This window comes from Bacteroidota bacterium (assembly GCA_016213405.1).
Lineage (GTDB): Bacteria > Bacteroidota > Bacteroidia > Palsa-948 > Palsa-948 > Palsa-948.
The window spans coordinates 1-25,868 of sequence record JACRAM010000046.1 but is presented as its reverse complement, the minus strand read 5'-3'; the positions used below and the strand labels follow the sequence as shown (position 1 = coordinate 25,868).

The 25,868-nt window shown below is 39.4% G+C and carries 23 protein-coding genes; 15 read left to right on the top strand and 8 right to left on the bottom strand.

From position 1 onward, the window contains the following. Positions 1-119: 119 nt before the first annotated feature. The 4 genes from HY841_04695 to HY841_04680 all read left to right on the top strand — a co-directional run bounded on the left by HY841_04695 (position 120) and on the right by HY841_04680 (position 6,385). Positions 120-434 carry a hypothetical protein gene (locus HY841_04695; GenBank protein ID MBI4930040.1) on the top strand — a complete coding sequence of 105 codons (315 nt, stop codon included), beginning with the start codon at positions 120-122 and terminating at the stop codon, positions 432-434. A gap of 71 nt (positions 435-505) precedes the next feature. Beyond that, entirely contained in the window at positions 506-3,598 is a 3,093-nt protein-coding gene (locus HY841_04690; GenBank protein MBI4930039.1) for a M1 family metallopeptidase, read from the top strand. A gap of 98 nt (positions 3,599-3,696) precedes the next feature. Next, complete coding sequence (locus tag HY841_04685; protein ID MBI4930038.1) at positions 3,697-4,425, top strand: UDP-2,3-diacylglucosamine diphosphatase; 729 nt, start codon at positions 3,697-3,699, stop codon at positions 4,423-4,425. Further along, entirely contained in the window at positions 4,418-6,385 is a 1,968-nt protein-coding gene (locus HY841_04680) for a tetratricopeptide repeat protein (GenBank protein MBI4930037.1), read from the top strand. The genes HY841_04685 and HY841_04680 overlap by 8 nt, the downstream gene beginning before the upstream one ends. On the opposite strand, the gene gap is transcribed toward HY841_04680, so the two are convergent. The 4 genes from gap to HY841_04660 form a co-directional block, all read right to left on the bottom strand. Continuing rightward, positions 6,382-7,374, bottom strand: coding sequence for a type I glyceraldehyde-3-phosphate dehydrogenase (gap, locus tag HY841_04675; protein ID MBI4930036.1), 993 nt, complete (start codon positions 7,372-7,374; stop codon positions 6,382-6,384). The two genes, HY841_04680 and gap, sit on opposite strands and share 4 nt — an antisense overlap. 98 nt (positions 7,375-7,472) lie before the next feature. Further along, positions 7,473-8,459 (bottom strand): hypothetical protein, encoded by a 987-nt coding sequence (locus tag HY841_04670; protein MBI4930035.1) that lies wholly within the window; start codon positions 8,457-8,459, stop codon positions 7,473-7,475. Between the two features lie 44 nt (positions 8,460-8,503). Beyond that, entirely contained in the window at positions 8,504-9,076 is a 573-nt protein-coding gene (locus HY841_04665; protein MBI4930034.1) for a LysM peptidoglycan-binding domain-containing protein, read from the bottom strand. 113 nt (positions 9,077-9,189) lie between these two features. Continuing rightward, a complete protein-coding gene (locus HY841_04660; GenBank protein ID MBI4930033.1) occupies positions 9,190-10,734 on the bottom strand; it encodes a CotH kinase family protein in 1,545 nt (514 codons plus the stop codon). Between the two features lie 71 nt (positions 10,735-10,805). Between HY841_04660 and HY841_04655 the strand changes: the two genes are divergently transcribed. The 5 genes from HY841_04655 to HY841_04635 all read left to right on the top strand — a co-directional run bounded on the left by HY841_04655 (position 10,806) and on the right by HY841_04635 (position 15,014). Next, complete coding sequence (locus HY841_04655) at positions 10,806-11,261, top strand: cytidine deaminase (GenBank protein ID MBI4930032.1); 456 nt, start codon at positions 10,806-10,808, stop codon at positions 11,259-11,261. Positions 11,262-11,283: 22 nt separating this feature from the next. Continuing rightward, on the top strand, positions 11,284-12,303 hold the full coding sequence (pdhA, locus tag HY841_04650) for a pyruvate dehydrogenase (acetyl-transferring) E1 component subunit alpha (protein ID MBI4930031.1): 1,020 nt from the start codon (positions 11,284-11,286) through the stop codon (positions 12,301-12,303). A gap of 1 nt (position 12,304) precedes the next feature. Next, positions 12,305-13,591: a pyruvate dehydrogenase complex dihydrolipoamide acetyltransferase gene (locus HY841_04645; GenBank protein MBI4930030.1), complete on the top strand. Its 1,287-nt coding sequence runs from the start codon at positions 12,305-12,307 to the stop codon at positions 13,589-13,591. 6 nt (positions 13,592-13,597) lie between these two features. Next, complete coding sequence (locus HY841_04640) at positions 13,598-14,755, top strand: metallophosphoesterase (GenBank protein MBI4930029.1); 1,158 nt, start codon at positions 13,598-13,600, stop codon at positions 14,753-14,755. 115 nt (positions 14,756-14,870) lie between these two features. Continuing rightward, on the top strand, positions 14,871-15,014 hold the full coding sequence (locus tag HY841_04635) for a hypothetical protein (protein ID MBI4930028.1): 144 nt from the start codon (positions 14,871-14,873) through the stop codon (positions 15,012-15,014). Positions 15,015-15,109: 95 nt separating this feature from the next. Here HY841_04635 and HY841_04630 read toward each other — a convergent pair whose 3' ends face one another. Then, positions 15,110-16,546, bottom strand: a complete 1,437-nt coding sequence (locus tag HY841_04630) for a hypothetical protein (protein ID MBI4930027.1) — start codon at positions 16,544-16,546, stop codon at positions 15,110-15,112. 177 nt (positions 16,547-16,723) lie between these two features. Here HY841_04630 and dnaB point away from each other — a divergent pair, with 177 nt between their 5' ends. Beyond that, on the top strand, positions 16,724-18,205 hold the full coding sequence (gene dnaB / locus HY841_04625) for a replicative DNA helicase (protein MBI4930026.1): 1,482 nt from the start codon (positions 16,724-16,726) through the stop codon (positions 18,203-18,205). Between the two features lie 5 nt (positions 18,206-18,210). Here the strand turns inward: dnaB and HY841_04620 are convergent, their stop codons facing one another. From HY841_04620 to HY841_04610, 3 genes are all read right to left on the bottom strand, one after another. Then, positions 18,211-19,095, bottom strand: a complete 885-nt coding sequence (locus HY841_04620; GenBank protein ID MBI4930025.1) for a hypothetical protein — start codon at positions 19,093-19,095, stop codon at positions 18,211-18,213. An 85-nt stretch (positions 19,096-19,180) separates the two neighbouring features. Continuing rightward, positions 19,181-19,609: a hypothetical protein gene (locus HY841_04615; protein MBI4930024.1), complete on the bottom strand. Its 429-nt coding sequence runs from the start codon at positions 19,607-19,609 to the stop codon at positions 19,181-19,183. A 26-nt stretch (positions 19,610-19,635) separates the two neighbouring features. After that, complete coding sequence (locus tag HY841_04610; protein ID MBI4930023.1) at positions 19,636-19,884, bottom strand: response regulator transcription factor; 249 nt, start codon at positions 19,882-19,884, stop codon at positions 19,636-19,638. 267 nt (positions 19,885-20,151) lie between these two features. Between HY841_04610 and HY841_04605 the strand changes: the two genes are divergently transcribed. The 5 genes from HY841_04605 (at position 20,152) to nosZ (ending at position 25,691) form a co-directional block, all read left to right on the top strand. Further along, complete coding sequence (locus HY841_04605; GenBank protein MBI4930022.1) at positions 20,152-21,132, top strand: hypothetical protein; 981 nt, start codon at positions 20,152-20,154, stop codon at positions 21,130-21,132. A gap of 410 nt (positions 21,133-21,542) precedes the next feature. Then, positions 21,543-22,130 carry a Crp/Fnr family transcriptional regulator gene (locus HY841_04600; protein ID MBI4930021.1) on the top strand — a complete coding sequence of 196 codons (588 nt, stop codon included), beginning with the start codon at positions 21,543-21,545 and terminating at the stop codon, positions 22,128-22,130. 447 nt (positions 22,131-22,577) lie between these two features. Then, positions 22,578-23,060, top strand: a complete 483-nt coding sequence (locus HY841_04595; GenBank protein MBI4930020.1) for a cytochrome c — start codon at positions 22,578-22,580, stop codon at positions 23,058-23,060. Between the two features lie 22 nt (positions 23,061-23,082). Next, positions 23,083-23,664, top strand: coding sequence for a fasciclin domain-containing protein (locus HY841_04590; protein ID MBI4930019.1), 582 nt, complete (start codon positions 23,083-23,085; stop codon positions 23,662-23,664). Between the two features lie 41 nt (positions 23,665-23,705). Continuing rightward, positions 23,706-25,691: a Sec-dependent nitrous-oxide reductase gene (nosZ, locus tag HY841_04585; protein MBI4930018.1), complete on the top strand. Its 1,986-nt coding sequence runs from the start codon at positions 23,706-23,708 to the stop codon at positions 25,689-25,691. Positions 25,692-25,868 lie beyond the last annotated feature (177 nt).

Genomic DNA, 25,868 nt, shown 5'->3' with positions numbered 1-25,868 from the left:
GCGGTCGAGGAAGTAAAAAGACGATTGAGAATTATATTCGTAATCAAGGTCGTCATAATGATGTCAAGCAGTTGAAACTTTTTGAATTGTGAAAAATAAAATAATAACGCCCTGCGCTCTTGGCGCAGGGTTCTTTACGAACGAAGGGAGAACTGGAAGAAGCGATTCAAAAATTTTCTTTTAAAAAATTTGCTGCTCTTCGTCCTTCCATATTGCTTGGTGATAGAAAAGACTTTCGCTTTGGAGAATTGATTGGAAAAGGATTGATGCAGGCGCTGAGTTTTGTTTTTATCGGAAAATTTATAAAGTACAAAGCTATTCATGCGGAAGATGTGGCGAAAACGATGATTGCAATCGCGAATAGCAATTTTCAGGAAAAAACTTTTGAGTCAGACCGCATTCAGCATATAGCAAAAGCGTTTAACAATATTTAATGATTCATTATATTTCTTCTGCCCTTCATATTTATTTCCCTTTATATTTGCCTGCCTTATTATAAGTCCCAATGAAAAAATCTTTTCCAATCCTTCTGGCATTTTCATTTATATCTGCCATTGCGCAAGATTCGAAAATATATTTCCAACAGGAATCCAACTACACTATCCATGTAAAATTAGATGATACAAAGAATGAGTTCACTGCCGATGAAACTATTGAATACACCAACAATTCTTCGGATGAATTGACTTTTATCTGGTTTCACATCTGGCCCAACGCTTACAAAAATAACAGCACGCCCCTCGCAAAACAATTAATCGCTGATGGGAATAGAAAATTTTATTTCGCCTCACAGGACGAGCGTGGATGGATTGACGGGCTTGATTTTAAAGTGAACGGACAGAATGTGAAAATAGAACCCGGAGAAAGCATTGACATCGTTAAATTAATGCTGAACGAACCGCTCAAACCGGGAGGAAAAATCACCATCACTACTCCGTTTCATGTTCACATTCCCATAGGAGTTTTTTCGCGCCTTGGACACATCGGTCAGCAATATCAAATCACACAGTGGTATCCCAAGCCTGCGGTGTATGATAAATATGGATGGCATCCGATTCCATTTCTCAATCAGGGAGAATTTTATTCTGAGTGGGGAAAGTTTGATGTGTTCATCACTGTTCCGAAAAATTATGTAGTGGGTGCTACGGGCGATTATGTAGATGGTGACGAAGAAATTGCCTGGCTCAACAAAAAAGCCGAACAGGCAAAAGAGATGGAAGTTTTTCCGCGCGATACCACTTTTCCTCCTTCCTCTTCCGAATGGAAAACGCTTCACCTGCATCAGGAAAAAATTCATGACTTCGCGTGGTTTGCCGATAAAAGATATTATGTAATGAAAGACGAAGTAGAACTTCCGTATTCAAAAAGAAAAGTTACCACATGGGGATTGTTTACCGGGGCTGAAGGAAAACTATGGAAACAATCCGCAAAATATGTTGCCGATGCAGTATATAATTATTCTTTATGGAATGGAGAGTATCCTTACAATCATGCCACTGCAGTAGATGGTGCGCTGAGCGCTGGTGGAGGAATGGAATATCCGAACATCACAGTGATAGGAAAAATGAATAGCGCCATGACGTTAGACCAGGTGATTGCGCATGAAGTCGGCCATAATTGGTTTTACGGAATCCTCGGCTCTAACGAGCGTGATCATGCGTGGATGGACGAAGGAATAAATTCTTTCAACGAAGGAAGATACATGGAAAAAAAATATCCTGCCGATTCGGTAAGAACATTTGCGTCAACAAAAATTGCTGGAGTGAATGTGGACATTGGAAAAATTCTCGGCATTCCGAACTTTGATGAGCGCACACTTTTTGATTTAGGATATCGTTTCAATGCGGTGAAGAAAATGGATCAGCCGAATGATTTAACATCAGCCGAATACACCACGGTAAATTACGGAACAATTGTATATGGCAAAACGGCAGTGCTGTTTGAGTATCTGCGTTCGTATCTTGGCACGGAACTTTATGATAAATGCGCGCAGAAATATTTTGAGGATTGGAAATTCAAACATCCTTATCCCGCTGACATCAAAAAAGTGTATGAAGAAGTTTCCGGGAAAAACCTGAGCTGGTTCTTTGACGATATTCTAAAAACCACCAAACAGATTGATTACAAAATTCTTTCCTGCAAAAAATCACAATGCGCCAACAGCTTTACCGGAGATTGTTGGGAAGTGAAAGTAAAGAATAATGGAAAAATAAATTCCCCGTTTCCCGTCTCAGCTATGAAAGATGGTAAAATTGTAAATACAACATGGTTTGTGGGTTTCAGCGGAACAAAAAGCGTGAATGTTTACACAATTGATTTCGACAAAGTGAAAATTGATGCCGAAAATAAAATGCCCGACATCAACCGACAGAACAATAACTATAAAATGCGCGGGCTTTGCAAAAAAACGGAACCGTTCAATTTAAAGATGATGGGATTAATTCATAACACGGACAAAACACAGTTGTTCTGGATGCCGGTGATGGGATGGAACAACTACAATAAATTTATGCTGGGCGCTGCGGTGTACAACAATTTTCTCCCGGAAAAAAAATTAGAATGGGTATTTATGCCGATGTACAGCTTTACGAATAAAGATTTAGCCGGTGGAGCAAGTGTTTATTACAACATTCATCCGAACAAAATTTTTCAGACGATATGTTTTGGAGTAAATGCGGAAAGATATTGCTATAGTAATTACGATCTTCCTAATCTCAACTTCAATAAAATTACCCCCGATTTTACATTTGAGATTAAGAAAAAGCATTTGAATAGTTCGGTTAAGCAGATGATTAATATTCGGCAAGTAAATGTCACAAAGGAAATTGCAGTTGGCGATTATTCTTTCAAGCCACCAGTTTATCGCTATGACAGCGTGTCTGCTGCTATTAATGATTTTACTTATACGATTGATAATAGCAGAAAAATAAATCCCTACAGTGTTGCGTTGGATGTTCAGCAAGGAGAAGGGTTTGTGAAAAACTCTGTTACTGCAAATTATAAAGTAACTTTCAAAAAGAAGAAAAAGGGACTCGACATCCGTTTCTTTGGCGGAGAATTTATTGATAAATCAATAAATGGCAATGGCGATTACCGTTTCCGAATGAGTGGTTTCAGTCCAAAAGGAATTGAAGAACATGATTATATGTATGATAATGTTTTTCTTGGAAGAAGAGAAAATACAGGATTTCTTTCACAGCAATTTTCAGAATCGGACGGTGCAATTAAAACTTATACTGCATATGGACAAACATACGATTGGATTGCAGCATTAAATCTCAAATGTTCTTTGCCTGGAAAAATTCCGTTCAAACTCTTTGCTGATTTTGCGAGCGTGGCTAATCAGCCGCAGATATTTTATGATGCGGGCATTTATATTTCACTAGTACCAAATATTATAGATGTTTACATTCCTCTGTTAATGTCTAAGGATATTAAGAGTGAATTTTACACGAATCCGGATAATTCTGATTTAAAGAATCCAACTCCTGACAATCTAGATCCTGATGCTTTCAAACGCACTATGCGAATGATTCGCTTCACATTCAATATTCATAAGTTGAATCCGTTTGAGATGGTGAGAAATTTATCTTTGTAGATGTTGTTGGCTGTCACCCTGAGCGTAGTCGAAGGGTCTGTTAAATAGATTCTTCGCTTCGCTCAGAAGGACAAATCCCTAATTAGTATCTTCGCACCATGATTTATTTTCTTTCCGATTTTCACCTTGGCGCGCCAGACTATGAAAAAAGTTTAGAGCGTGAAAAAAAGATTGTAAAATTTCTAGATTCGATAAAGAAAGACGCAACAGAAATTTATTTGCTTGGAGATGTTTTCGATTTCTGGTTTGAATACGGAAAGGCAGTTCCGAAAGGATACGTTCGTCTGCTTGGTAAACTTGCAGAGTTGAGCGATGCGGGAATAAAACTTCACTACTTCACCGGCAATCACGACATGTGGGTGTTCGGCTATTTGGAAAAAGAATTGGGCGCGAAGATTTACCGAAAACCTGTCACGCGTGAAATCAACGGAAGGAAATTTTATTTAGGACATGGTGATGGATTAGGTCCTGCGGATTTAGGATATAAATTCATTAAATCTGTTTTTGCAAGTAAAATCTGCCAGTGGTTGTTCGCCCGTCTTCATCCCAACTTCGGAATATGGTTGGGAGATTTTTGGTCTACAAAAAGCCGAATGTCTACTGAAGATTTAAAATTTCATAAAGAAAAAGAATGGCTTGTTATGTATGCGAAACAAATCTTACAGAAAGAATATTTTGATTATTTCATTTTTGGGCATAGGCACATTCCCATTGATTATAAGTTGTCGGAGAAATCCCGCTACATAAATCTTGGCGAATGGATTACTCATTTTTCCTATGCTGTGTTCGATGGTAATAATTTAGAGTTAAAATATTTTCGTGAGTAAGATCAAGGCGAAATCACAAGCCAGCCGAAATTGGTTTGAAACGCTTTTAGCCAATCCATTCAATCCTTACAAAATTATTTTTATTGCCTGCATTTTACTCTATGCGCAGATTCTTACTTTTGGTTTAGTTCATTTTGATGACCATGGATTTGTATTGATGGCAGCCGATACATTGAAGCTTTCAAATATTCCGCAGTTTTTCAAACATAGTGTATTCTGGGTGTTAGGAGATACTACGCAGGATACGGATGTATTTTATCGCCCGCTGCAAAATGTTATCTATGCAATCTGCAATACGATCGCAACCAAGCAGGCATGGATTTATCATTTTATGGGATTGTCTTTTCATGTTATTACTTCCTGCGTCCTGTTCAGATTTTTCAGAGAGTTAAAATATCACTCATCCGTTGCACTTGTCTTTGCGCTGATTTATTCTGTTCATCCTGTTCTCGTGCAAGGAGTTGCGTGGATTGCTGGCATTGGCGACCAAATGGCAACTTTGTTTTCTCTTTTATCAGCGATTTACTTTTTCAAATTATTTTTTGATGGAAAAGAATTCAGTGCAAAATATTTTATTCTTCATTTTCTTTTTTTGATGTGTGCATTATTTTCAAAGGAAGTCTCTATAGCGCTGATTCCACTTTGTTTATTCTGGATTTTCTTTATCAATAAAAATAAGCAACATGGGAAAGTTCTCGTTGCAACTTCGATCAGCTGGATAATCATAACAGTTGCCTATTTTATTTTCAGAGCGAACGCCATTCATCCTCCGAAAATAAACCTTCTTGCGTCAGCGTTCGAGTCATTCAAAGTAAACGGACCGCTAGTATTTGAATATTTTGAAAAAATGTTTTTGCCTTATCGCCTAAGTCCGATTCCTTCCCGGGAAGATTCTCAGTTGCTGGTTGGATTGATTGTTTTTGTTGTCATCATTTTCTTTTTGATTTACAAAAAGAGATTTACCCCGTTGGATAGGAACCAAAATCCTACGGGGTTTACACGAATGAGTTTGTTTGGTGCGCTATGGTTCATTGTATTTCTTTTTCCCACTTTCATCCAGCAGAATCCGCAAGCGCATTTCTTTGCATTTGAACACCGTCTTTATTTACCACTCATCGGAATTGCAATCATCATGATGGAGCTTTTCAACATAAAGCAAATTGATATTCATTCCAATTTCCAGAAATATGGCTTTTCATTAATACTGATACTATTTTTTGCAATCACCTTTTCTCATAGCAGAACCTTTACGGATCCGTACACATTTTACGACAAGGCGATTTCTTCCTCGCCAAAATCAGTAATTGCCTACAATGGATTTGGCAAGCTTTTGCTGGAGGACAAAAAATATACGGAAGCGATTGAGGCGTTCAAAAAAAGTTATGAATATAAACCCGATGATTTACAAACCACAGGTAAAATTGCAGAAGTGTATATGAAGAACTTAAACAACCCTCAGGAAGCGGTTGTATGGTTTAAAAAAACTCTTGAGATAGATTCTAATTCGGTGGAAGCAGCAGTGAGCATTGGTGATGCTTATTGGAATTTTATTCACGATACAACGAACGCGATATTGTGGTACGGCAATGCTTTGAAAATAAATCCACAGAATGAATTTGCATCAGCTAACCTTGGAATGATTCACGCAAGCAAAGGGAAAAATGAAGAAGCGAGAAAATTTCTTTCTCAATCTTTGTTATCAAATCCGAAAAATTTAGTGGCACTTAAGTGGATATCTATTTCTTATTTCAATGAAGAAAAAATTTCAGAAGCAATAACATATCTTAGCAAAGCGTATGAAATTTATCCGAATGATGTTGATTTGCAAATGAATTTGATGATATGTTATTACAAGCTGAATGACTTTCCCAATACTGAAAAGTTTGCTTCTATTTATTCAAAAAGCAATAATAAAATTCCAGAGGCAATAGAAATGTATTTGAAGAGCGTTAAACGCTAAGAAATTTTTTCCACTAGTTCTGCCAGACGATTCGAATAGCCCATTTCATTATCATACCAGCCAATCACTTTCACCATTCTTCCCACCACAGAAGTGAACTCTGCATCAAACACGCAGGAGAAAGGATTGCCGACAATATCAATAGAAACAATCGGCTCTTCGGTGTACTCAAGAATTCCTTTCAAAGATTTTTCTGATGCTTTTCGAAACGCTTCGTTGATTTCTTTTACAGTTGTATCTTTTTTCAGGATGCAGGAAATATCCGTGAGCGAACCGTTAGGCACAGGTACGCGCATTCCGCAACCGCCAATCTTTCCATCAAGGTGAGGAAATATTTTTGTAATTGCTTTTGCTGCTCCTGTTGAAGTGGGAATGATACTCAGCGCTGCTGCTCTTGCTCTTCGCAAATCCTTGTGCGGAGAATCGTGCAGACGCTGGTCGCCTGTATAAGAATGTATGGTGGAAATGTAAGCATCTTCAATTCCCCAGTTTTCGTCCAGCACTTTTATCATCGGTGCTGCACAGTTGGTGGTGCAGGATGCGTTGGAGATTATTTTATCATCTTTCGAAAGAATGCTGTCATTGATTCCAAGCACCACACTTTTCACATTGTCGTTTGCAGGAGCGGAGATGATCACTTTTTTTGCTCCTGCTTTCAAATGTTTTCCTGCGCTTTCTTTATCAAGAAAATGTCCGGTGGATTCAATCACTACATCAACATTTAAATCTTTCCAGGGAAGTTTTTCAGGATATTTCTCAGCAAATGTTATTATTTTATTTCCATTTATCGAAATAGAATCTTTATCGTGAGTAACTTCTCCCTGATACGCTCTGTGAACGGAATCGTATTTGAAAAGATGCGCAAGCGTTTTACTGTCGGCTAAATCATTGATAGCGACAATCTGAATATTGGATTTAGATTTGGCAACGCGGCAAAAAGTTCTGCCGATTCTTCCGAAGCCGTTTATGGCTACTCTTACTTTTGGCATAGTGAATTAATAGAGGAGCAAATATAAACCAAACTAGTTCCCGAAGGGGAACATAGTTGGTTTAATAAAATATAAATGAATGCCCAAGAGCAAAGTGACTAAAGTGTTTCACCTTCTGAGGGCTCAGCAGGATTTTCTACTGCCGGTATTGATTCAGATTCCAGTTTGAAAACATCCGCTCGTCCTTTTTTCAGAGAAGAACGTTCATCGCTTGACTTTTCCAATTTAGAATGAAGTCGGGCGTTTTCGTTTTCGGTTTTCTTTATTGCTTTTTCGCTTTTCTGAAGACTGTCTTTTGCTTCTGCCAGTTCTGATTTTATTTTATCCGCAGCCGCTTCAACGTCAAGGACTTTTTTCCTCAGTGTAGAATTTTCGGCATTGAGTTTCTGAACGGATGATTCATGCTGTTTGATGGTTGCGGCAAGGGCAGCAGTTTGTTTTTTCTCAACATCGATCTCGGTTTTTAACTTTGCCTCTGATGCCTTAAGGTCAGCAATTTTTTTCTCCAACGAAGAATTTTCCGCTGTGACTTTCTGGATAGACAGCCCCTGCGCTTTGCTTGTTTCTGTCAGAGAAGCAAGTTGCTTTTTTTCCGCGTCAATGCTGTTTTTGTAATTTCCTTCTAGTGATTGAAGTTCAGAAATTTTATTTTTCAAAGTAGAATTTTCCTTTGTGAGTTCCTGTATGGATTGTTCCTTCTTGCTGATAACTTCCTTGAGTGATTCAATTTGTTTTTTGCCTAAATCAATATCTGTCTTTAGAGAGTTGCGTTCCTTGTTCAGCGAAGAAATGTTTTCTTTCAGCAGGGAAATTTCTTTGTTCTTTGCGGAAACTTCATTTTCAAGTCCATCAATATTCCCTTTCAGAGAAATGATTTCTGTTTTATTAGAATCAATTTCTGACTGCAGATTGGCGCAATCGGATTCCAATGAAATAATCTCATCGTTCTTCAGAGAGACATTCTTCTCCAGCAAAACGATATTGTTATTGAGCGAAACTATTTCTTTTTTCAATGAAACGATTTCGGTGAACGATACAAGCGTCTTTTGCAGGATCGCTTCCATTGGGTTATTTTTTTCTGCCATGGTTGTAAAAATTAATTATTAATCGTTAATTGTTAATCGTGGGGTTAGCCCTTAACGATTTTCAATTTTTGTCCTTTATGAAGTTTTGATTTAACTGTCAAGCCGTTGTCTTTCGCAATCTGCTTATACTTTCTTCCATCATGAAAATATTTCCTCGCGATGATCCAGAAGGTATCGCCATTTTTTACGGTGTGGATGATAGTGCCGCCTTCTGTTGATGCAGTCACAGCAGGAGCAGAAGTTTTTGCAGCAGATTTTTCTTTCACCATATTTATTTTTGCAGTGAGAGAAGTGTTCTCAGATTTAAGTTCTCCATTTTCTTTGGTAAGCATCGCTATCAACGCAGAATCTTCAGTTGTACGCACTTCATTCTGAACGGTTATTACGGGTGACAGCTCTACTGGGTCAGGAGTTTTGCCTGAAAATATTCCCACTGATGCCCAGCCGATGGCAGTAACTGCCGCAAACACGCTGAGAGCGGAAATGATTTTCTTTTGTTTCTGCCTTTGCTCGCTGGCGTCAACGATGAGGCGAAAAACTTCAAGGTCGGAATTGCATTGCGGACACGCTGTGGTGTCTTCGCTTAATTCGGTAGTGTTGCAAACTGGACAGTTCATGATAGTTGGATTAGAATTAAAGTACAAACTTAACAGGAATACGGACTAAATTTAGTATGAAACAGTTGAACTTATTAACCAGCAAATGTTGGTTTTGGGAAAGGTTTTCCTGCTTATTTGATAACGACAAGTTTCTTATTGAACTTTTTGCAGCTGTTGGCTATTTTCAGGATGTAAACTCCAGCGGCAAGTTTTTCAATGTTGAGCGTGTGCAAATAAATTCCACGTGGAAGTATAACCGTTTCGGACAACATTTCTTTTCCGCTCAGGTCAAGAATGGAATAGGTGATGGGCGCGTCATCTTCTACCAGATCAAAGCGCAGTGTGATATCCACAAAAGTCGGGTTCGGATAAATTACAATCGCTCCGTCACCGCTCAATGAATTAGACGCGCAACTCCATCCTTTTTCACAAAGTTGCACGATGGCTTCCTGCCTTCGGTTGATAATAAATTGTTTCAGACCGGGAACATCTCCCCAGAAAATTCCGCTTGAAACGGTTCCGTAATTGATATTCTGCTCAAACTCTTCTTCAGTGTATGCCTGATTGGAATCGGGCTCGGCATAAATGTCGTTGCGGATTCTGCCGGCAATGCTGTCAATTTTCGGAAAAAGATTTGCAGGAGTGAAATCATTGTAAATGTAGTTGCATACATCCGAAAGATATTCAAAGCGGAAATCATTGTTGTCCATAAAATTTTTGCTAAGAGGGCGGGTGCTGGCATTTTGTGGAACATACAGCAAGTCAAGGTTCACCACTTTGTTTTCTGACCAGAGCGGAAAAACCCCGAACACCACGCTCACATCCCAGGTGATCCAGTCAAACTGGCTCGTTGCTGTGTTGTGATATAAATAATAATTATGCGCGTAATAATAATAAGCGTCAAGGTTTACAAAAAGATTGTTGGCTGCCCAGGCTTTGAGATAAGATGAAGCATCGAACAAATTTTTTATCTGCGAAGAAAAAACAGATTGATCAGAATTTACAACTTGAATGAAGTTCACTAGATCGCTCCAGTTGTTCACGGAATTATTTGTTTTGAGTTCGTAATCCTTATAATAGGCATTCGGATCAGTTCCTTTCTGCTCAAGCGTTCCGTTCGGGTCGCCTTTGAAAAGATTTCCGTCCTTGTTTCCAAAATGTGTTTTCAAAAAAGTTTTATCCACCTGCTCCACGATTTTATAAAGACCGCAATACTTTCCATTGTAAGAAACCCGCGCGTAGGTGCATCGTGGGGAGGGCAATCCTTCCTTGTTAATGAAATCGAGAAAAAGTTTTTCACGCATCATTGAAGGGTCAAGAAAACCATTGTTGAGATTGATTTTGCTCATTCCGTCAATTTCCTGAGTGGAAATAAATCTGTCCAGGTCAAGTTTGATAGGTTTCTTTGTGCCATCATGACCGTAACTTGAATTCCCTTTCAGCCGAATACCCACCGAATCAAGCTGCAAACTGTCAAACGTTACTGACGCAATCATATATTGCGTGGCACCGTCATTATAATAATAGGTTAGTGAATCCCACCAGTTTGGCTGAGTAAGAATAATGTTGATGGTGTGAATAGAAGAGGAGTTAAAAATTTTATCGCCCGCGTTTTGGGAAAAGCAAAAAAAAGTGAAAAATGAGAAGTAAGAAGTGAGAAGTAGCATCCTTTTCATCAGAACAAAAATACTAAAACAAAACCAAGTTTTGTTATTTGTATATTCGCAATTATTTTGTTATTCGTAAAATGAAAAAACTAAAACTCTCCTCCACTATTTTTGAATCTTCTGAGAAAGAACTTTCTTCTTCAGATAAAAATCTTTTGTCACTAGCGAGAAAGTCTGCTCAGTCCGCTTACGCACCGTATTCAAAATTCAAAGTTGGCTCTGCTGTGCTTTTAGCAAACGGGAAAATAATTTCCGGCAACAATCAGGAGAATGCCGCTTATCCATCCGGGCTTTGTGCGGAGCGGGTGGCGTTGTTTTATGCTTCCGCTCAAAATCCAAACGCAATTATAAAATCCATCGCAATCACCAATGTTCCCTGCGGTGCGTGCAGGCAGGCGATGGTTGAGTATGAAGCAAAACAAAAATTTCCTATACGGATTATTATGAAATTGAATGAAAAGAAAATTTATGTTTGCGATGGCATCCGTAATTTATTGCCCTTGGCTTTTAGCAGTAAAGAACTGAAAAAAGCTTAAATTTACTTTTCCTATTTCCCCCATGCCGCAAATTGCCGAGAAAAAATCTTCTTCAACCAAATTCCCGAAAGAAACTTATTTCTGGTGGTACGAGAACATGCTTTTGATGCGCAGATTTGAAGAGCGCGCGGGTCAGTTGTACATCCAACAGAAGATTCGTGGGTTTTGCCATTTATATATAGGACAGGAAGCAATAGCTGTTGGTGGAGAAACCGCAATCAGGAAAACGGATAAAATTATTTCAGCTTACCGTGACCACGCTCATCCTATTGTTCGAGGAGTCCATCCTAAATTTGTGATGGCTGAACTTTTCGGCAAGTCAACAGGAGTTTCAAAAGGCAAAGGTGGTTCCATGCACATGTTTTCCAAAGAGCATAATTTTTTTGGCGGACACGGAATTGTTGGTGCGCAAATTCCACTGGGTGCCGGAATTGCTTTTGCGGATAAATACAACGGCAATCTTAATGTAACTCTTTGTTTGATGGGAGATGGAGCTGTCCGGCAAGGAGCATTGCATGAAGCGTTCAACATGGCGATGACATGGAAACTTCCGGTTATATTTATTATCGAAAATAATAATTACGCGATGGGAACTTCTGTAGAAAGAACTTCCAACGTTCATGATTTATTCAAACTTGGGCATGCTTATGAGATGCCTTCGTTTCAGGTGGATGGAATGAAATGTGAATCCGTTCACGATGCAGTTGCGGAAGCGGCAGCGCGCGCTAGACAAGGAAATGGTCCAACACTGCTTGAAATAAAAACGTATCGTTACCGTGGTCATTCTATGTCTGACCCCGGAACGTATCGTTCGAAAGAAGAAGTGGAAGAATACAAAAAGTCAGATCCGATTGAACAAATCCTTACAACAATAAAAAATAATAAATGGATTGACGATGCTGGTGTGGAAAAAATGGAGGCGAAAGTAAAAGCGTTGGTGGATGAAAGCGTTAAGTTTGCTGAAGAATCTCCGTTTCCAAACTCCGAAGACATTTACAAAGATGTTTACACACAAACCGATTACCCTTATATAAAAGATTAACATGGCCGAAATTGTAAGAATGCCAAAACTCAGTGACACGATGACGGAAGGAACAGTGTCTAAATGGCTGAAGAAAGTAGGAGACAAAATAAAGTCGGGAGAAATCCTTGCTGAGATAGATTCTGACAAAGCCACTATGGAGTTTGAAAGTTTTTATGACGGCACGTTGCTTTACATCGGAACTCCCGATAAAAAATCAGCGCCTGTTGATTCCATTCTTGCGATTATCGGAAAGGAGGGAGAAGATGTTGCTAAGATTCTTGATGAAGAAAAGAAAAAACAACCAAGTAAACAGTCAACAGTAGACAGTAAACAAGAAACAAAAAAAGAAAAGCCCACGACTTCACCTGTGGAGAAAGAAAAAAAGGTTGAACAAATAGCTGCTCAGCCTGTTGAGCGCGCTACTTCTACCATTTCTGATTCAATGATTAAAGCTTCACCTCTTGCGAAGAAACTTGCGAAGGAAAAGAATATCCGGCTTTCTCTTATTGGTGGTAGCGGTGATGAAGGGCGAGTTATAAAAAAAGATATTGAAAGTTATCTTCACTATTCCGCAATTTCCCCCTCTAATGGAGGGGGCAAGGGGGAGGCCAAAGAATCTTACACTGATGAACCCGTTTCGCAAATGCGCAAGACGCTTGCCAAACGTTTGAGCGAAAGCAAATCCACTTCACCGCATTTCTATCTCACGATGGAAATAAACGTGGAAGAGCTGGTGAAAATGCGCGAGACCATTAACGCGGTTTCATCTACAAAAATTTCTTACAACGATTTGATCATTAAAGCTGCAGCCGCCGCGCTTCGCGAACATCCGAAAGTAAATGCTTCGTGGCTCGGAGATGTAATCCGCTATAACAATCACATTCATATAGGAGTTGCTGTGGCGGTGGAAGAAGGATTAATTGTTCCTGTCGTAAAATTTGCAGATGGAAAAACTCTTTCTCAAATCGCTGACGAAGTAAAAAATTTCGCACAGAAGGCAAAAGAGAAAAAACTTCAGCCGAAAGACTGGGAAGGAAACACATTTACGATTTCAAATCTGGGGATGTTCGGCATTGAAGAGTTTACCGCTATCATCAATCCTCCCGATGCCTGTATTCTTGCTGTAGGAGGAATAAAAGAAATTCCTGTGGTGAAGGATGGGAAAATTGTTCCGGGTGTTACGATGAAACTGACTTTATCCTGCGACCACCGTATGGTGGATGGCGCAACCGGAGCAGATTTTTTGCAAACGCTAAAGGCATTACTTGAAAATCCTATTCTCTTTTTAGGAGCGAAAGAAATATAATTATACATGAAATATTCTTCTCTTGCAAAATCATATCTCTTTGTAACCGCTTTTCTGTTTACATTTTCCGTTTCTCAGGTTTCTGCTCAGGTTTTTGCAATCATAGGAGATTATGGGGATGCGGGTTTGCCGGAAGACAGCGTTGCACAATTGGTGAAGAGCTGGCATCCTGAGTTTATCATCACTTGCGGAGATAATAATTATCTCAGTGGCGATTATAATACGATAGACACTAACATCGGTTTTTACTATCATCAATATATTTTTCCTTACAATGGAATTTATGGCGATTCCACCGATACAACAACCATCAATCGTTTTTTCCCTTCACTTGGTAATCATGATCTGGTAACAGCAAATGGCCAACCCTATTACGATTATTTCGTGCTTCCGAACAACGAACGGTATTATGATTTTACATGGGGAAATATTCATTTATTCGCCCTGAACAGCGATAGCGGAGTTGGACACGAACCGGATGGGACTTTTGCAAATTCTTTCCAAGCAGGTTGGCTGAATGGAAAATTATCTTCTTCCGTTTCGACATGGAACATAGTTTATTTTCATCACGCAGCTTATTCTTCTGGAGGCACACACGGTAGTTCTGCCTGGATGCAATGGCCATTTCAGCAATGGGGAGCGACAGCGGTTTTTGGCGGGCATGACCATATTTACGAAAGATTGATGGTGAACAATTTTCCATATTTTGTAAATGGAACGGGAGGAAGGCCACTTTATGCGTTGCAGACACCGCTCCCACAAAGCGTGAAACAATACAATGCACGCCATGGCGCTGTAAAAGTTGTTGCATCCGACTCCTGTATTGTTTTTGAATTCCGGAATACTGCCGACAGTTTGATTGACAGCTTGAAAATTTGTAAACCCGTTTCTTCGGTGCAAGCCCCTGAACTTTCTTCTGTTTTGTGGAATGTTTTTCCTAATCCGTTTAACAAACAGGCAACGCTTGCAGTAAATCATAACTTGTACAATGCTGAAATAAAAATTGTTGATGTTTTTGGAAGAGAAATTGAAAGCATGAAAAATATTTCCGGGAAGAAAATCAATATATCAGGAGAAAATCTAGTGCCCGGTATTTTTCTTTTTCAGCTTTTTGAAAATGATTTTCTTATTGCACAGGGAAAATTTTTGGTTGTGGATAAATAACTCATTAAAATATTTTAAAAGATACTTCAGAACATCACCTTGTAATTATTACATTCGTAACACAGATATTTATTTTATGGAAAATCAAAAAGAACACAAAAGAGACGTATCCCTCATGATCTACTGGGCAGTAATCGGTCTGGGACTCGGAATTGTTATAGGAGCGTCTACTAAAGAATGGGTTCCATCTCTTGTTGCAGGTGTTGCGATGGGCGCAGGCATGGCATTTTTCGCTACCAAACCAGGAGTAGATCAGTAAAGAGAGTAAATCCCAAGCCCCAAGCATCAAACCCCAAATCCCAAGAAATCAAGAACGGCTGTATCCTTGGGACTTGGAATTTGGAACTTTGGTTCTTATTTCTTCGTCACCCTCACTTCACACCCGGGCACCGCTTTCTTAAAGGAACTCACCGAAAGTTTTGTTCCCTGAATATCCAGCACTTTCAGATTTTTCAGATTATTAAGTTCCTTCGGTAGCGATTTTAATTTTACACAGTTGGATAAATTCAGTTCCTGAAGATTTGTGAGTTCACCGATTTGAGCAGGAAGCGCGAGTAAATCAAAGCAACTGGAGAGATTAAGTTCCTTCAGATTTTTCAACGCATTAATTGCAGGCGGAAGTGTTGTAATGGGATTGTTTTCAAAGTTCAATATTTCAAGAGAAGAATAACCAATAATCACATCCGGAAACTTATTGAAATTATTTTTCCCGAGATTAAGTGTTTTGAGATTTTTCAGATTAGACATTTCCGCTGGAAGCGCGCTGAATTTGTTCAGGTTCGCACTCAGCGTGGTTAGTTTGCTGAGTTTGCCGATGTCAGCAGGAAGAAAATTTATCATATTAATATCTATAGAAAGAGATTCAAGATTCGGAAACTCTCCGATTTGCAAACTGAGCATTTTGCTTTCATCTGGCGCAATGATCAAACTTTTATCCGCCACATCATGCTGAAGAGAATTCAGGTTCAGAGAGTAAACGTTTTCTTTATTTGACAGTGCGTCTTTAATGCTGGTATAGCTGTTCTCAACACAGTCCATTCCTTCTCCGTCAATTTGAAAATGAAAATTAATTTTCGCGGGATTAAGAACGTTCAGGTTAATTACATCGGCAGTCGTGTTGTCTATGCCTTTGAAATCAACCCACACCGAGTAATCTCCCATGGCGAGATTCTTGAATTCAAATTTTCCTGAAGCATTGGTTGAAGTAACAGCGATTGGATTTTTATCTTTATCAGCAAGGAACACGGTAACTTTCGCAGCCTCTCCAATATTTTTTCCAAATGAAATTGTTCCGCCTATGGAGGCGACACCCGAATTGCTGAATGATTTTTTCGTAGTAGCGAAATCCGCAGTTATAACATCTCCATAATTCAGAGAAACAGGAGTTGCCTTCTGCGAGAACAATGAATTTCCATAGTAAGTCGGGAAATCATTTACCATCGACTCATCAGGTTTCGCGAGGATGAAATATTGCTGCGAGGCATCAAATTTATAGTTGCCTTCTGCATCTGTGTAGGAAGAATCAACCACAGAATACGTTTTTGTGGACGGATTGTATTGAATCAGCATCACGGCTGAGCTTTTCAGCGGAGAGCCATCACTTTTCTTTACCTTTCCCTGAAGAATGGTTTTGTTTTGGGAAAAGGCAGAGATGCAAACGGATAAAAACACGAATGCAAACAGATAATACATCCGTCTGAATCTGAATTTATCTGTCTGAATCTGTTGTTTGGTTGTGCTTATATAAATAAAAATGAATAAAACAACTGTGTTGAAAAATTTTCCTTTCATGATGGGGTAGATTAAATTATCATAGCAAACATAAGCAGTTTAGTCTTCCCGCATTAAAATATTATGATGTTTAGTTCGTGTTAGTTGATGTTAGAATCTTCTTAGGTAAGCAGAAACGATTTATTTATCTTTGCACTAAATAAACAGTATTCGTAATTTGTAATTCGTAATTCTCCTATGGACTCGTACTCAAAAGACACCCGCAAAAGAACTAAAACCACTATCACTCCTGCACAACTGCTCGAACTCGGAAAGCTTCCACCACAGGCGGTTGACCTGGAAGAAGCCGTGCTGGGCGCGCTCATGCTTGACAAAGACGCGCTTTCCAACGTCATTGACATTTTAAAACCCGAAGCGTTTTACAAAGATGCGCACAAGCATATATTTTCTGCCATACAAAGTTTGTTTGCTAAATCTGAGCCCGTAGATATTCTCACCGTCACTCAGGAGTTGAAAAAATCAGGAGAACTCGAAATTGCGGGAGGTGCATATTATATTACCCAGTTAACCAATCGTGTCGCTTCTGCCGCTAATGTGGAAATGCACGCGCGCATTGTGCTGGAAAAATTTCTTCAGCGCGAACTCATTCGCATTTCTACAGACACGCTTCAGCACGCGTATGAAGACACTTCCGATGTGTTTGAATTGCTGAACAAAGCCGAGCAGAATTTATTTTCCATCAGCCAGACAAATATCCGAAAGGACTTTGAACATATCCGCCCGCTTCTCGGGCAAACCATTCAGCAGATTGAAGCCGCGCGCGACCAGAAATTTGGCGGAGTGCCAAGCGGTTTCACCCGATTAGATGCCATCACTGGCGGCTGGCAAAAGTCCGATTTGATTATTCTCGCAGCACGCCCGGGTACAGGTAAGTCCGCTTTCGTAGGAAGTATTGCGCGTAACGCAGCAGTTGATCACCAAAAACCCGTTGCCATTTTTTCTCTCGAGATGACCTCCATTCAGTTAGTGAGCCGCCTCATTGCCGCTGAAACAGAACTACCCGCTGATAAATTGAGAAAAGGTGAATTGCTCGATCATGAATTTCACCAGCTCAATGCAAAAATCGGCAAGCTCACGCAAGCCCCTATTTTCATTGACGATACTCCCGCGCTGTCCATCTTTGAATTCCGCGCCAAAGCAAGACGGCTGAAAGCGCAGCATAATATTGCCTTGCTTGTGGTGGATTATCTGCAGTTGATGGTTTCAGGTCAGGAAGGAAAATTTTCCCGCGAGCAGGAAGTGAGCAACATTTCACGTTCACTCAAAGCCATTGCCAAAGAGTTGAACATCCCTATTATAGCGCTTTCACAAATGAGCCGTGCCGTAGAACAGCGTGGCGGAAGCAAGCGCCCGCAACTTTCAGACTTACGCGAATCAGGCGCCATTGAGCAGGATGCCGACCTTGTAATGTTCATTTACCGCGCTGATATGGCAGGCATCACGGTGGATGAAAACGGAACTTCCACCGAAGGCGTTGCCGAAATTATTATTGCAAAACATCGTAACGGGCGCGTGGGTTCTGAAAACCTCATGTTCATCAGCCAGTTCGCAAAGTTTGTAGAGCCCTCATCCACCATCGCCTTTTCAGAAGATGATTTAGGCAGCGGCAACAGCATCATCCGCGGCTCCAAGATGAATGATATTGAAGAGGATTTGTAAGTAGTTTAATTACTCCATGAAACTCTTAGCCCAACTCCATGCTGAAAATTTGCATTAGTAATATCCCTTAGTTCTGGTATTGAAGTCATGTTTATACCAGGTTTTAATTCATAAAATAAATGTATTTGTTTCCAAAAAGCATTCTTCTTGCCAATTCTAAAATCAATGCCAACAGGTATGTATACTGAAAAACCTAAATTATTTTTATTTACAAATTTCTCTGATATATCCATACTGGAAGAGTAATATCTCGTTGATCCTCCTCTATCTTCTGTTCTGTCACTTTTATCGTAATAAATATCAGTGAATGTATTAATAGATAAACCTGCTGTAATTCCTAAACCTGTAAATAAAGAAAATCTTGTTTGAATGTTTGAATGGAAAATGAAAGAGCCATCAAATCTAATTTGGTCTGATATATAATTCATTTTATAACTTCTCCATGTTACTGAATCAATATAAATTGTTTGCCATGTTTGAGTAGAGTATACAGTGTCGCATGGCTTTCTCTCAAATTTATACATCCCTCCTGATAAAATTGAACCTGAAAAATAACTAACTCCAAGCCGCAGTATTGGATTTGATTTATAAACTCCTTTTTCTTTGTTTCGGAATTTTATTCCTGTCGATATTGAATACAATTTTTTCAAGCTCCAACCAAATGTTTTAGAATATTCTGAGAAATCATTATTTAATAAAACAGATTGTGGTGCAAGCAATTTAAAGTCATTTAAAGTTCCAAATGTGGGCGTTCTGTTAATAAAACCTGCTTGTACAAAAATGTCACTAATAATGATTCTTTTTGATTGTTTTGTTTGTTTTTCTTGTCCAAAGGAAAGGAAGGAATTTGCCAATAAGATAATTGCTAATAAAAATTTTGCTGGATTCATGATGTAATAAAAGTTAAACGAAATACATCTAAAATTATTTTCCCCAGTACGCGCGAAGTTGCACTTCGTGCCATTTCTTTTCTCATCAATACTTAATTATCTCTCCCGCTCCCATATCGGTTACATAGTCCACAAACAAAACATCAATCCACTTGCGGAATAATTTATAGGTACGGTTTTTTGGCCATTTCTTTTTGTCTTCACACCATTGCATGAGTTCATCTTCAAACAAAACTTTGTAAAATCTTTTGAGGATTTTCTCCTGCATCTTCAATCTGTAGTTCCATGCCGCTTGAGGTCTTGGCTGTTGGGATCCATGTCCTTTCCATTCATCCGGCAAAAGAAAAATTTTGGGTTTGACTTTGGTCACGGTGAATTGGGGGTCGTCTTTCCACGGGTAATGTTTTTTATCCCAGCGTATAAAAGGTTTTTTATACCTGATAACAATTGCCCAGCGGTTGATGAATACTCCTTCTTCAAAGGATTCTTTCGGAGATAATTTAATGTGTTTCATATTTTATAAGTTTTAGTTTCAGTTTTTCACACCAACCCCAGCCTTCTCGCAATTTCTGTTAATGCATGTTTGCTGTGCGCGTTAAGTTTTTTGCAAATGCGGGCGCGGTGGGTGCGTGCGGTTTTGTAATCAATAAAAAGCATAGAGGCAATCTCTTTGTTTCTTTTCCCGCGCGAAAGTAAAATAAATATTTCCGTTTCCCTCATGGTTAACCGGTAGCCCGCAAGAATCAGCAGGGCGAATGCTTTGGTTATTTCCGGTTTTTCGTCAGCCATAAAAGTATAACGCTTTACCCCGTAGGATATTTTCGTAGGATTATTACCACAACTATCAATGTGATTATCCAACGGGGTGAACCCTGCAAATAGTATTCCGCTTCATTTTTCCATTTCGCAGTACAAAAAATACTACGGGCGAAGTACTATAAATACTACGGTGTTTGTTTGGAGGGAGCGGGAATGCACTGTAACTTTGTATTAGATAATGAAACAAACTATAACGCATCAAAATAAAAAATAGAAACAATTAAAAAATATATACAGATGAAAAACAAAAATCAAAATCAAAAGAACAAATCCTTAACTGGTACCCACGAAGGATTCGTGGGTATCCACAAAGGTCTGGTTGATTGCCACAAGCGAGTGGTGGATACCCGCCAAACATTGGCGGAATACCACAAAGGCTTGGCGGGTTCCCACCAAAGGCAGGTGGACTCCCACGAAACGTTCGTGGGTTGCCACCAAGCGCTGGTGGAACACCACCAAATGAATGGGAAAGCAAAAAACGCCCGAATTATTATTTTACCTATCATTCTTGTAGCCAGAATAGAGCAGGATTACATCCCGGGTCCCGATGGCGACTTTGACGAATGGCAGAAGAATTATGTAACGCATCTTTCTTCCGGCTGGATGGGAGAGCCCTCGCTTTATAAATTATTAGGCATTCCGGAAGACCGCTACAAAGAACTTACAGAGATGCAGAAAAAGTGGGATAAAGATTATGCCCGCGGAGGAAAAGAAGCCGACCGCAGAAGCAGCGAAGCCAAAGCAAAACAAAAGACAAGAAAAAATTATGAAGCGCTGCTGCGTTCTGTTGCCGGAGAATACATTCACAAAAACCGCAAAGCCGATGATGAAATAAAACGCGCGCTCAAACTCACCGTGCCCGATACCGAACCAACTCCCGTGCATGGAACAGACGCGCCAGTGGTTGCATTGAAAAATGCTGGCGGAAGCGTAATTGCTTTTCGCTGCCGAAGGGATGAAGACCAAACCCGTTCCAGCATGATCAAAGGGTACCTGTTGGAAGTGCGCTCATGGGCGCTTGACAAAACCGAATCCGTTCCCAACGACCCGGATGTGACCGGTTATAAAGAGGACCTCTCCAGCAAATCGCATTTTAAAATCAAGTTGGGAATGGCAAACCTCGGCAAAACGTTTTACTGCTATGTGCGCTGGAGGAGCAAAACAAATTCCGCATTCGATTCACCCTGGACAAATCGTTTGCAGATTGTGATAGCGTAAAATAAAATAAATAGTGCATCGTTAAAGCTAGGTCTTGTCGTTCATGTTTTTTTTCAGCTCCGAAGGAGTCCGATACTCGTCCTCTTCTGAGTCATCGGACCAATCCATCCGAACAGTAATGTAAAATTGGCAGTAATTTATCCCCTGTTTTCACCAAACTAAACCTTTTTAGCATAAACTAAACTCCTTCGGGGCATTTAAGGGGCTTGGGCTTTTTCTACACCATCTCCAATTTCACAATAGCAATCGTTAATTACATTTCAATAACTATATTCGCGTTTTTATAGGAGAATCTAAATATGTCATTGACACCGCCCGATTGTTTTTATTGCCATTGCAAAGATTGTTCCATCCTGAAACACTGCAGCAAGGAATGGCTTACCTTAATAAATGAACGAAAAAACTATTTCATGTGCAAAAAAGGCCAAGCCATCATTTATGAGGGAATGGTGATGAACTCCCTCTATTTTATTTATCATGGAAAAGCAAAGGCCATAGCAGGCGGAATGTTAGGGAAACAACAAATACAACAATTGGCAAAAACCGGAGACGTCCTCGGATTCAGAGGGATGGGAGGAACCTATACTTTTCCTTCTTCCGTATATGCCATAGAGGATTCCTGCATTTGCTCCATAGACAGAGAATTATTTTTAGATGTGCTGAAAGCAAATCCCAACCTGACATTAGAAATGCTGATGCTCGTTACGGATGAACTGAGAAAGTCAGAACTGAGAATGAAAAATCTTTCCCTTATGAATGTGAGAGAAAAAATTGCTAATTCTCTTCTATATATATACGAAGTTTTCGGCAATTCCGCAAACGGAGAACTGGATGTATCATTATCAAGACAGGAAATAGCCGAGATAGCCGGCACCACAAAAGAACAGGTTTCAAAATGCCTGTCAGAATTTGAACAGGAAGGAAAAATCAAAACAGATCGAAAAAAAATAATAATTCCAAACACAAAGGAGTTAAAAAGAATTACAGGAGAACTCTAAGTTTTGAACTGGGTCCAACCAAGTCGGGATGAAACAAAAAACGTCCTCCCTCCGGTATTTATCATGGCTATCTTAATTAACGTAAGTTGCTAGTTGTTTCAGGGCTAAAGCCCTTTTCTCTCCGTGACTCATTAACCCCATCCTTAAGGATGGGGTTACAGGAATAGCAGGAGATAATGGGCTTCAGCCCCGATATATTTTTCATAGTGCACGAACTAGCAACTTGCGTTAATTAATAAACCTACGAAAAAATATTTTTCCTCCTGATTAGCATCATTGCTCATTCTTGCAGTCTCAATACTTTTGTTTTGTCATTATTATACATTTGCAAATAAATTATTCATGATTAATATCATATTTATATCTGAGATAAATCATTAATTAGTTCGTAATATATATTCACTTTTGTGATGGAAAATCAAAAAATAAAAATAAATCAAAATACAAATGAAAAAAACAAACATCAAACAGATTCTAACTGCAGCAGTTTTAAGCAGTATAATATTTTTCTCGACCAGTTGCTCCTCAGATAATTCAAGCAACAATGCCGCTGGCACTACATCTTCTGCGGGCACAGAAGTTTTTGACACACTCAAAGACATAGGCATCGGTCCTATTACAACTCCACTGACATTAGGTGCAGTTGATAATGCAATGGCTGATAACGGCAGCAAAATTTTTGCTGCAAAATGTGTTGCGTGCCATGCTATTGAAAAGAAAGTTATTGGTCCTGCATTATTAGGTGTTACCAAGAGGCGCGCTCCAGAATGGATTATGAATCAGATATTAAATCCCGAAGAAATGACACATAAAGATCCTATTGCAATGGAATTGTTAGGCAAATACATTGCACCAATGGCAAACCAGAATTTAACACAGAACGAAGCAAGAGAAGTATTGGAATTTTTCAGAACAAACGATAATAAATAAATCAATAAATAAAAAAATAACAATGAAAAAAAACATTTTATTCACCAGCATTGCAGTTGTAGTTATTTCATTTGGAATGAACTCCTGTGGCAATAAAGAAGAAAACAATACTTCAGATGCAACTGCTTCTGAAACACCAGCAACCAATGCTCCGGCAGGCGGAGGAGCTGCCAGCGTGCAGGATGATGTTTCTCAACCTAATATTGTAAAGGTTGCCATCGGGTCAAAAGACCATACTACTTTAGTAGCTGCAGTTCAGGCAGCAGAACTAGTAGACGTACTTGCACAAAGCGGTCCTTATACTGTATTCGCTCCAACTAATGCAGCGTTTGATCTATTACCAAAAGGAACTGTTGATGGACTTCTAAAACCGGAGAAGAAAGCCGATCTGCAAAATATTCTTCAATATCATGTTACTACTTCTATGTATTCTGAGAGTATGTTCAGAGATGGATTAAAACTTGGAATGGCAAACGGAGGCAGTGTAGTTATTACTAAGAAAGATGGAAAGCTGATGGTAAACGATGCTAATATTGTCGGACACGTGTCGGCTTCAAACGGAATCATTTATGTAATTGATAAAGTCCTTTTGCCATCTCAATAATAAATTTAAATTTCAAAATCAATAATCAATAATCAATAATTATGAAACACACAACAAAAATAACAGCACTCTTACAAAGAGGAATTGTAGTTTCTCTTTTACTCACCACAGTAGTAGTTGGATGTAAACATTCAGGAAATAATACAGCTGTTATTGGCGATGACGCTGCAGGAAAAGTATATGTGGCGCCCGGTAAGTATGATGAACTTTATTTGTTTACTTCAGGTGGATTCAGCGGACAAGTAGGAGTTTATGGATTACCTTCCGGAAGATTATTCAAAGTGATTCCGGTTTTTTCACAAAATGCGGAAAACGGTTACGGCTACAGCGAAGAAACAAAACCAATGCTTCAAACAACGCATGGATTTGTTCCCTGGGGAGATTCACATCATCCGCAATTATCAAGAACAGATGGCAATTATGACGGGCGCTGGCTTTTTATCAATGAGAATAACACACCCCGCATTGCACGTTTGGATTTGAAATCATTTACTACTTCTGAAATTATAGAAATTCCAAACTGCGGAGGGAACCACTCTTCGCCCTACTGTACAGAAAATACAGACTATTTAGTTGCGGGCGGACGATTCAGTGTTCCTATCGGGGATAAAAAAGATGTTCCTATAGCTTCTTACAAAGAAAATTTTAAAGGCGTTCTTTCATTAGTTAAAGTGGGTGCTGCCGATGGTAAATTAGATCTTGCCGTACAAATTATTCTTCCACCTTTTGATTACGATAAAGTACGTGGCGGAAAAGGTCCTTCAAAAGACTGGTTTTTCTTCACTTGCTATAATTCCGAAGAAGCCAACACTATGTTAGAAGTAAATGCCAGTCAGAATGACAAAGATTTTGTTCTGGCTGTGAATTGGCAAAAAGCAATTGAATATCTGAACGCGGGAAAAGCAAAAGACATGAACACTCCTTACTGCCATAACAGAATGGATGAAAGTACTCAGACAGCTACATCTGAAACAATTAAATCTGAAAAAGTACTCGATCCTAAAGATTGTCCCGGCATGTTATACTTTATGCCTTGCCCAAAATCACCTCACGGATGCGATGTTAGCCCTGACGGAGAATATATTACAGCCGGAGGAAAATTAGCCGCAATGATTCCTGTTTACTCTTATACTAAAATGGCAAAGGCAATCGAATCCAAAGCTTTTGACGGAGAGGCGGATGGAATTCCGATTTTGAAATATGATGCTGTAATTGCCGGAGAAGTAAAAAAACCGGGATTAGGTCCTCTTCATACTGAGTTTGACGATAAAGGATATGCCTATACTTCCATGTTCCTTTCTTCAGAAATTGTTAAATGGAAATTGGGCACTTGGGAAGTAGTTGACAGAATTCCTACGTATTATTCAATAGGGCATTTATGTGTGCCGGGGGGTGATACAAAAGCTCCTTATGGAAAATATGTGATTGCCTTGAACAAAATCACCAAAGACAGGTATCTTCCAACAGGTCCAGAAATTAGCCAGTCAGCCCAGCTGATTGACATTTCAGGGGATAAAATGAAAATGATTCTTGATTTCCCGACTATTGGCGAGCCGCATTATGCACAAGCGTGCGCTGCTGATTTGCTTACGAAAAACAGCCAGAAGATTTTTAAAATCGAAGACAATAAAAATCCTTTCGCTGTAAAATCTGAACAAGAAACAAAAGTGGAAAGAAAAGGAAACGAAGTGCATATTTATATGACTTGTATCCGTTCTCACTTTGGGCCGGATAATATTGAAGGAATAAAACTTGGGGATGTGGTTTACTGGCACATTACAAATTTGGAACAGGATTGGGATGTTCCGCATGGATTCGCAGTAAAAGGTAATAATAATGCTGAACTTTTGGTGATGCCTGGAGAAACACGCACATTAAAATGGGTGCCTGATGAAGTAGGTGTTGTTCCATTTTACTGTTCTGATTTCTGTTCCGCATTGCATCAGGAAATGCAAGGCTATGTTAGAGTATCTGATAAGAATGCAAATGTTCCTTTGAAGTGGAGTTTGAATGAAGAAAGCAAGTGAGGTTAACCATGGGGCGGGGAAATTTTCCTCGCCTCTTCTTTGTGCGCCATCCATGTTCTTTTACTATAGGGTGCAAGTCCCGAACACACGTTGATAACGCGAAGTGTTAGCTGAAAGCAAGTGCAATGTTGCGAGGCATTGTGCGGAGGAAGCCGAAGGCAAAAGCAAGTGATAACG

Coding starts and splice junctions, on each gene's coding strand:
- HY841_04690 (MBI4930039.1), top strand. CDS start 506: ATGAAAAAATCTTTTCCAATCCTTCTGGCATTTTCATTTATATCTGCC.
- HY841_04685 (MBI4930038.1), top strand. CDS start 3,697: ATGATTTATTTTCTTTCCGATTTTCACCTTGGCGCGCCAGACTATGAA.
- gap (MBI4930036.1), bottom strand. CDS start 7,374: ATGCCAAAAGTAAGAGTAGCCATAAACGGCTTCGGAAGAATCGGCAGA.
- HY841_04670 (MBI4930035.1), bottom strand. CDS start 8,459: ATGGCAGAAAAAAATAACCCAATGGAAGCGATCCTGCAAAAGACGCTT.
- HY841_04665 (MBI4930034.1), bottom strand. CDS start 9,076: ATGAACTGTCCAGTTTGCAACACTACCGAATTAAGCGAAGACACCACA.
- HY841_04660 (MBI4930033.1), bottom strand. CDS start 10,734: ATGAAAAGGATGCTACTTCTCACTTCTTACTTCTCATTTTTCACTTTT.
- HY841_04655 (MBI4930032.1), top strand. CDS start 10,806: ATGAAAAAACTAAAACTCTCCTCCACTATTTTTGAATCTTCTGAGAAA.
- pdhA (MBI4930031.1), top strand. CDS start 11,284: ATGCCGCAAATTGCCGAGAAAAAATCTTCTTCAACCAAATTCCCGAAA.
- HY841_04645 (MBI4930030.1), top strand. CDS start 12,305: ATGGCCGAAATTGTAAGAATGCCAAAACTCAGTGACACGATGACGGAA.
- HY841_04640 (MBI4930029.1), top strand. CDS start 13,598: ATGAAATATTCTTCTCTTGCAAAATCATATCTCTTTGTAACCGCTTTT.
- HY841_04635 (MBI4930028.1), top strand. CDS start 14,871: ATGATCTACTGGGCAGTAATCGGTCTGGGACTCGGAATTGTTATAGGA.
- HY841_04630 (MBI4930027.1), bottom strand. CDS start 16,546: ATGAAAGGAAAATTTTTCAACACAGTTGTTTTATTCATTTTTATTTAT.
- dnaB (MBI4930026.1), top strand. CDS start 16,724: ATGGACTCGTACTCAAAAGACACCCGCAAAAGAACTAAAACCACTATC.
- HY841_04620 (MBI4930025.1), bottom strand. CDS start 19,095: ATGAATCCAGCAAAATTTTTATTAGCAATTATCTTATTGGCAAATTCC.
- HY841_04615 (MBI4930024.1), bottom strand. CDS start 19,609: ATGAAACACATTAAATTATCTCCGAAAGAATCCTTTGAAGAAGGAGTA.
- HY841_04610 (MBI4930023.1), bottom strand. CDS start 19,884: ATGGCTGACGAAAAACCGGAAATAACCAAAGCATTCGCCCTGCTGATT.
- HY841_04605 (MBI4930022.1), top strand. CDS start 20,152: ATGAAAAACAAAAATCAAAATCAAAAGAACAAATCCTTAACTGGTACC.
- HY841_04600 (MBI4930021.1), top strand. CDS start 21,543: ATGTGCAAAAAAGGCCAAGCCATCATTTATGAGGGAATGGTGATGAAC.
- HY841_04595 (MBI4930020.1), top strand. CDS start 22,578: ATGAAAAAAACAAACATCAAACAGATTCTAACTGCAGCAGTTTTAAGC.
- HY841_04590 (MBI4930019.1), top strand. CDS start 23,083: ATGAAAAAAAACATTTTATTCACCAGCATTGCAGTTGTAGTTATTTCA.
- nosZ (MBI4930018.1), top strand. CDS start 23,706: ATGAAACACACAACAAAAATAACAGCACTCTTACAAAGAGGAATTGTA.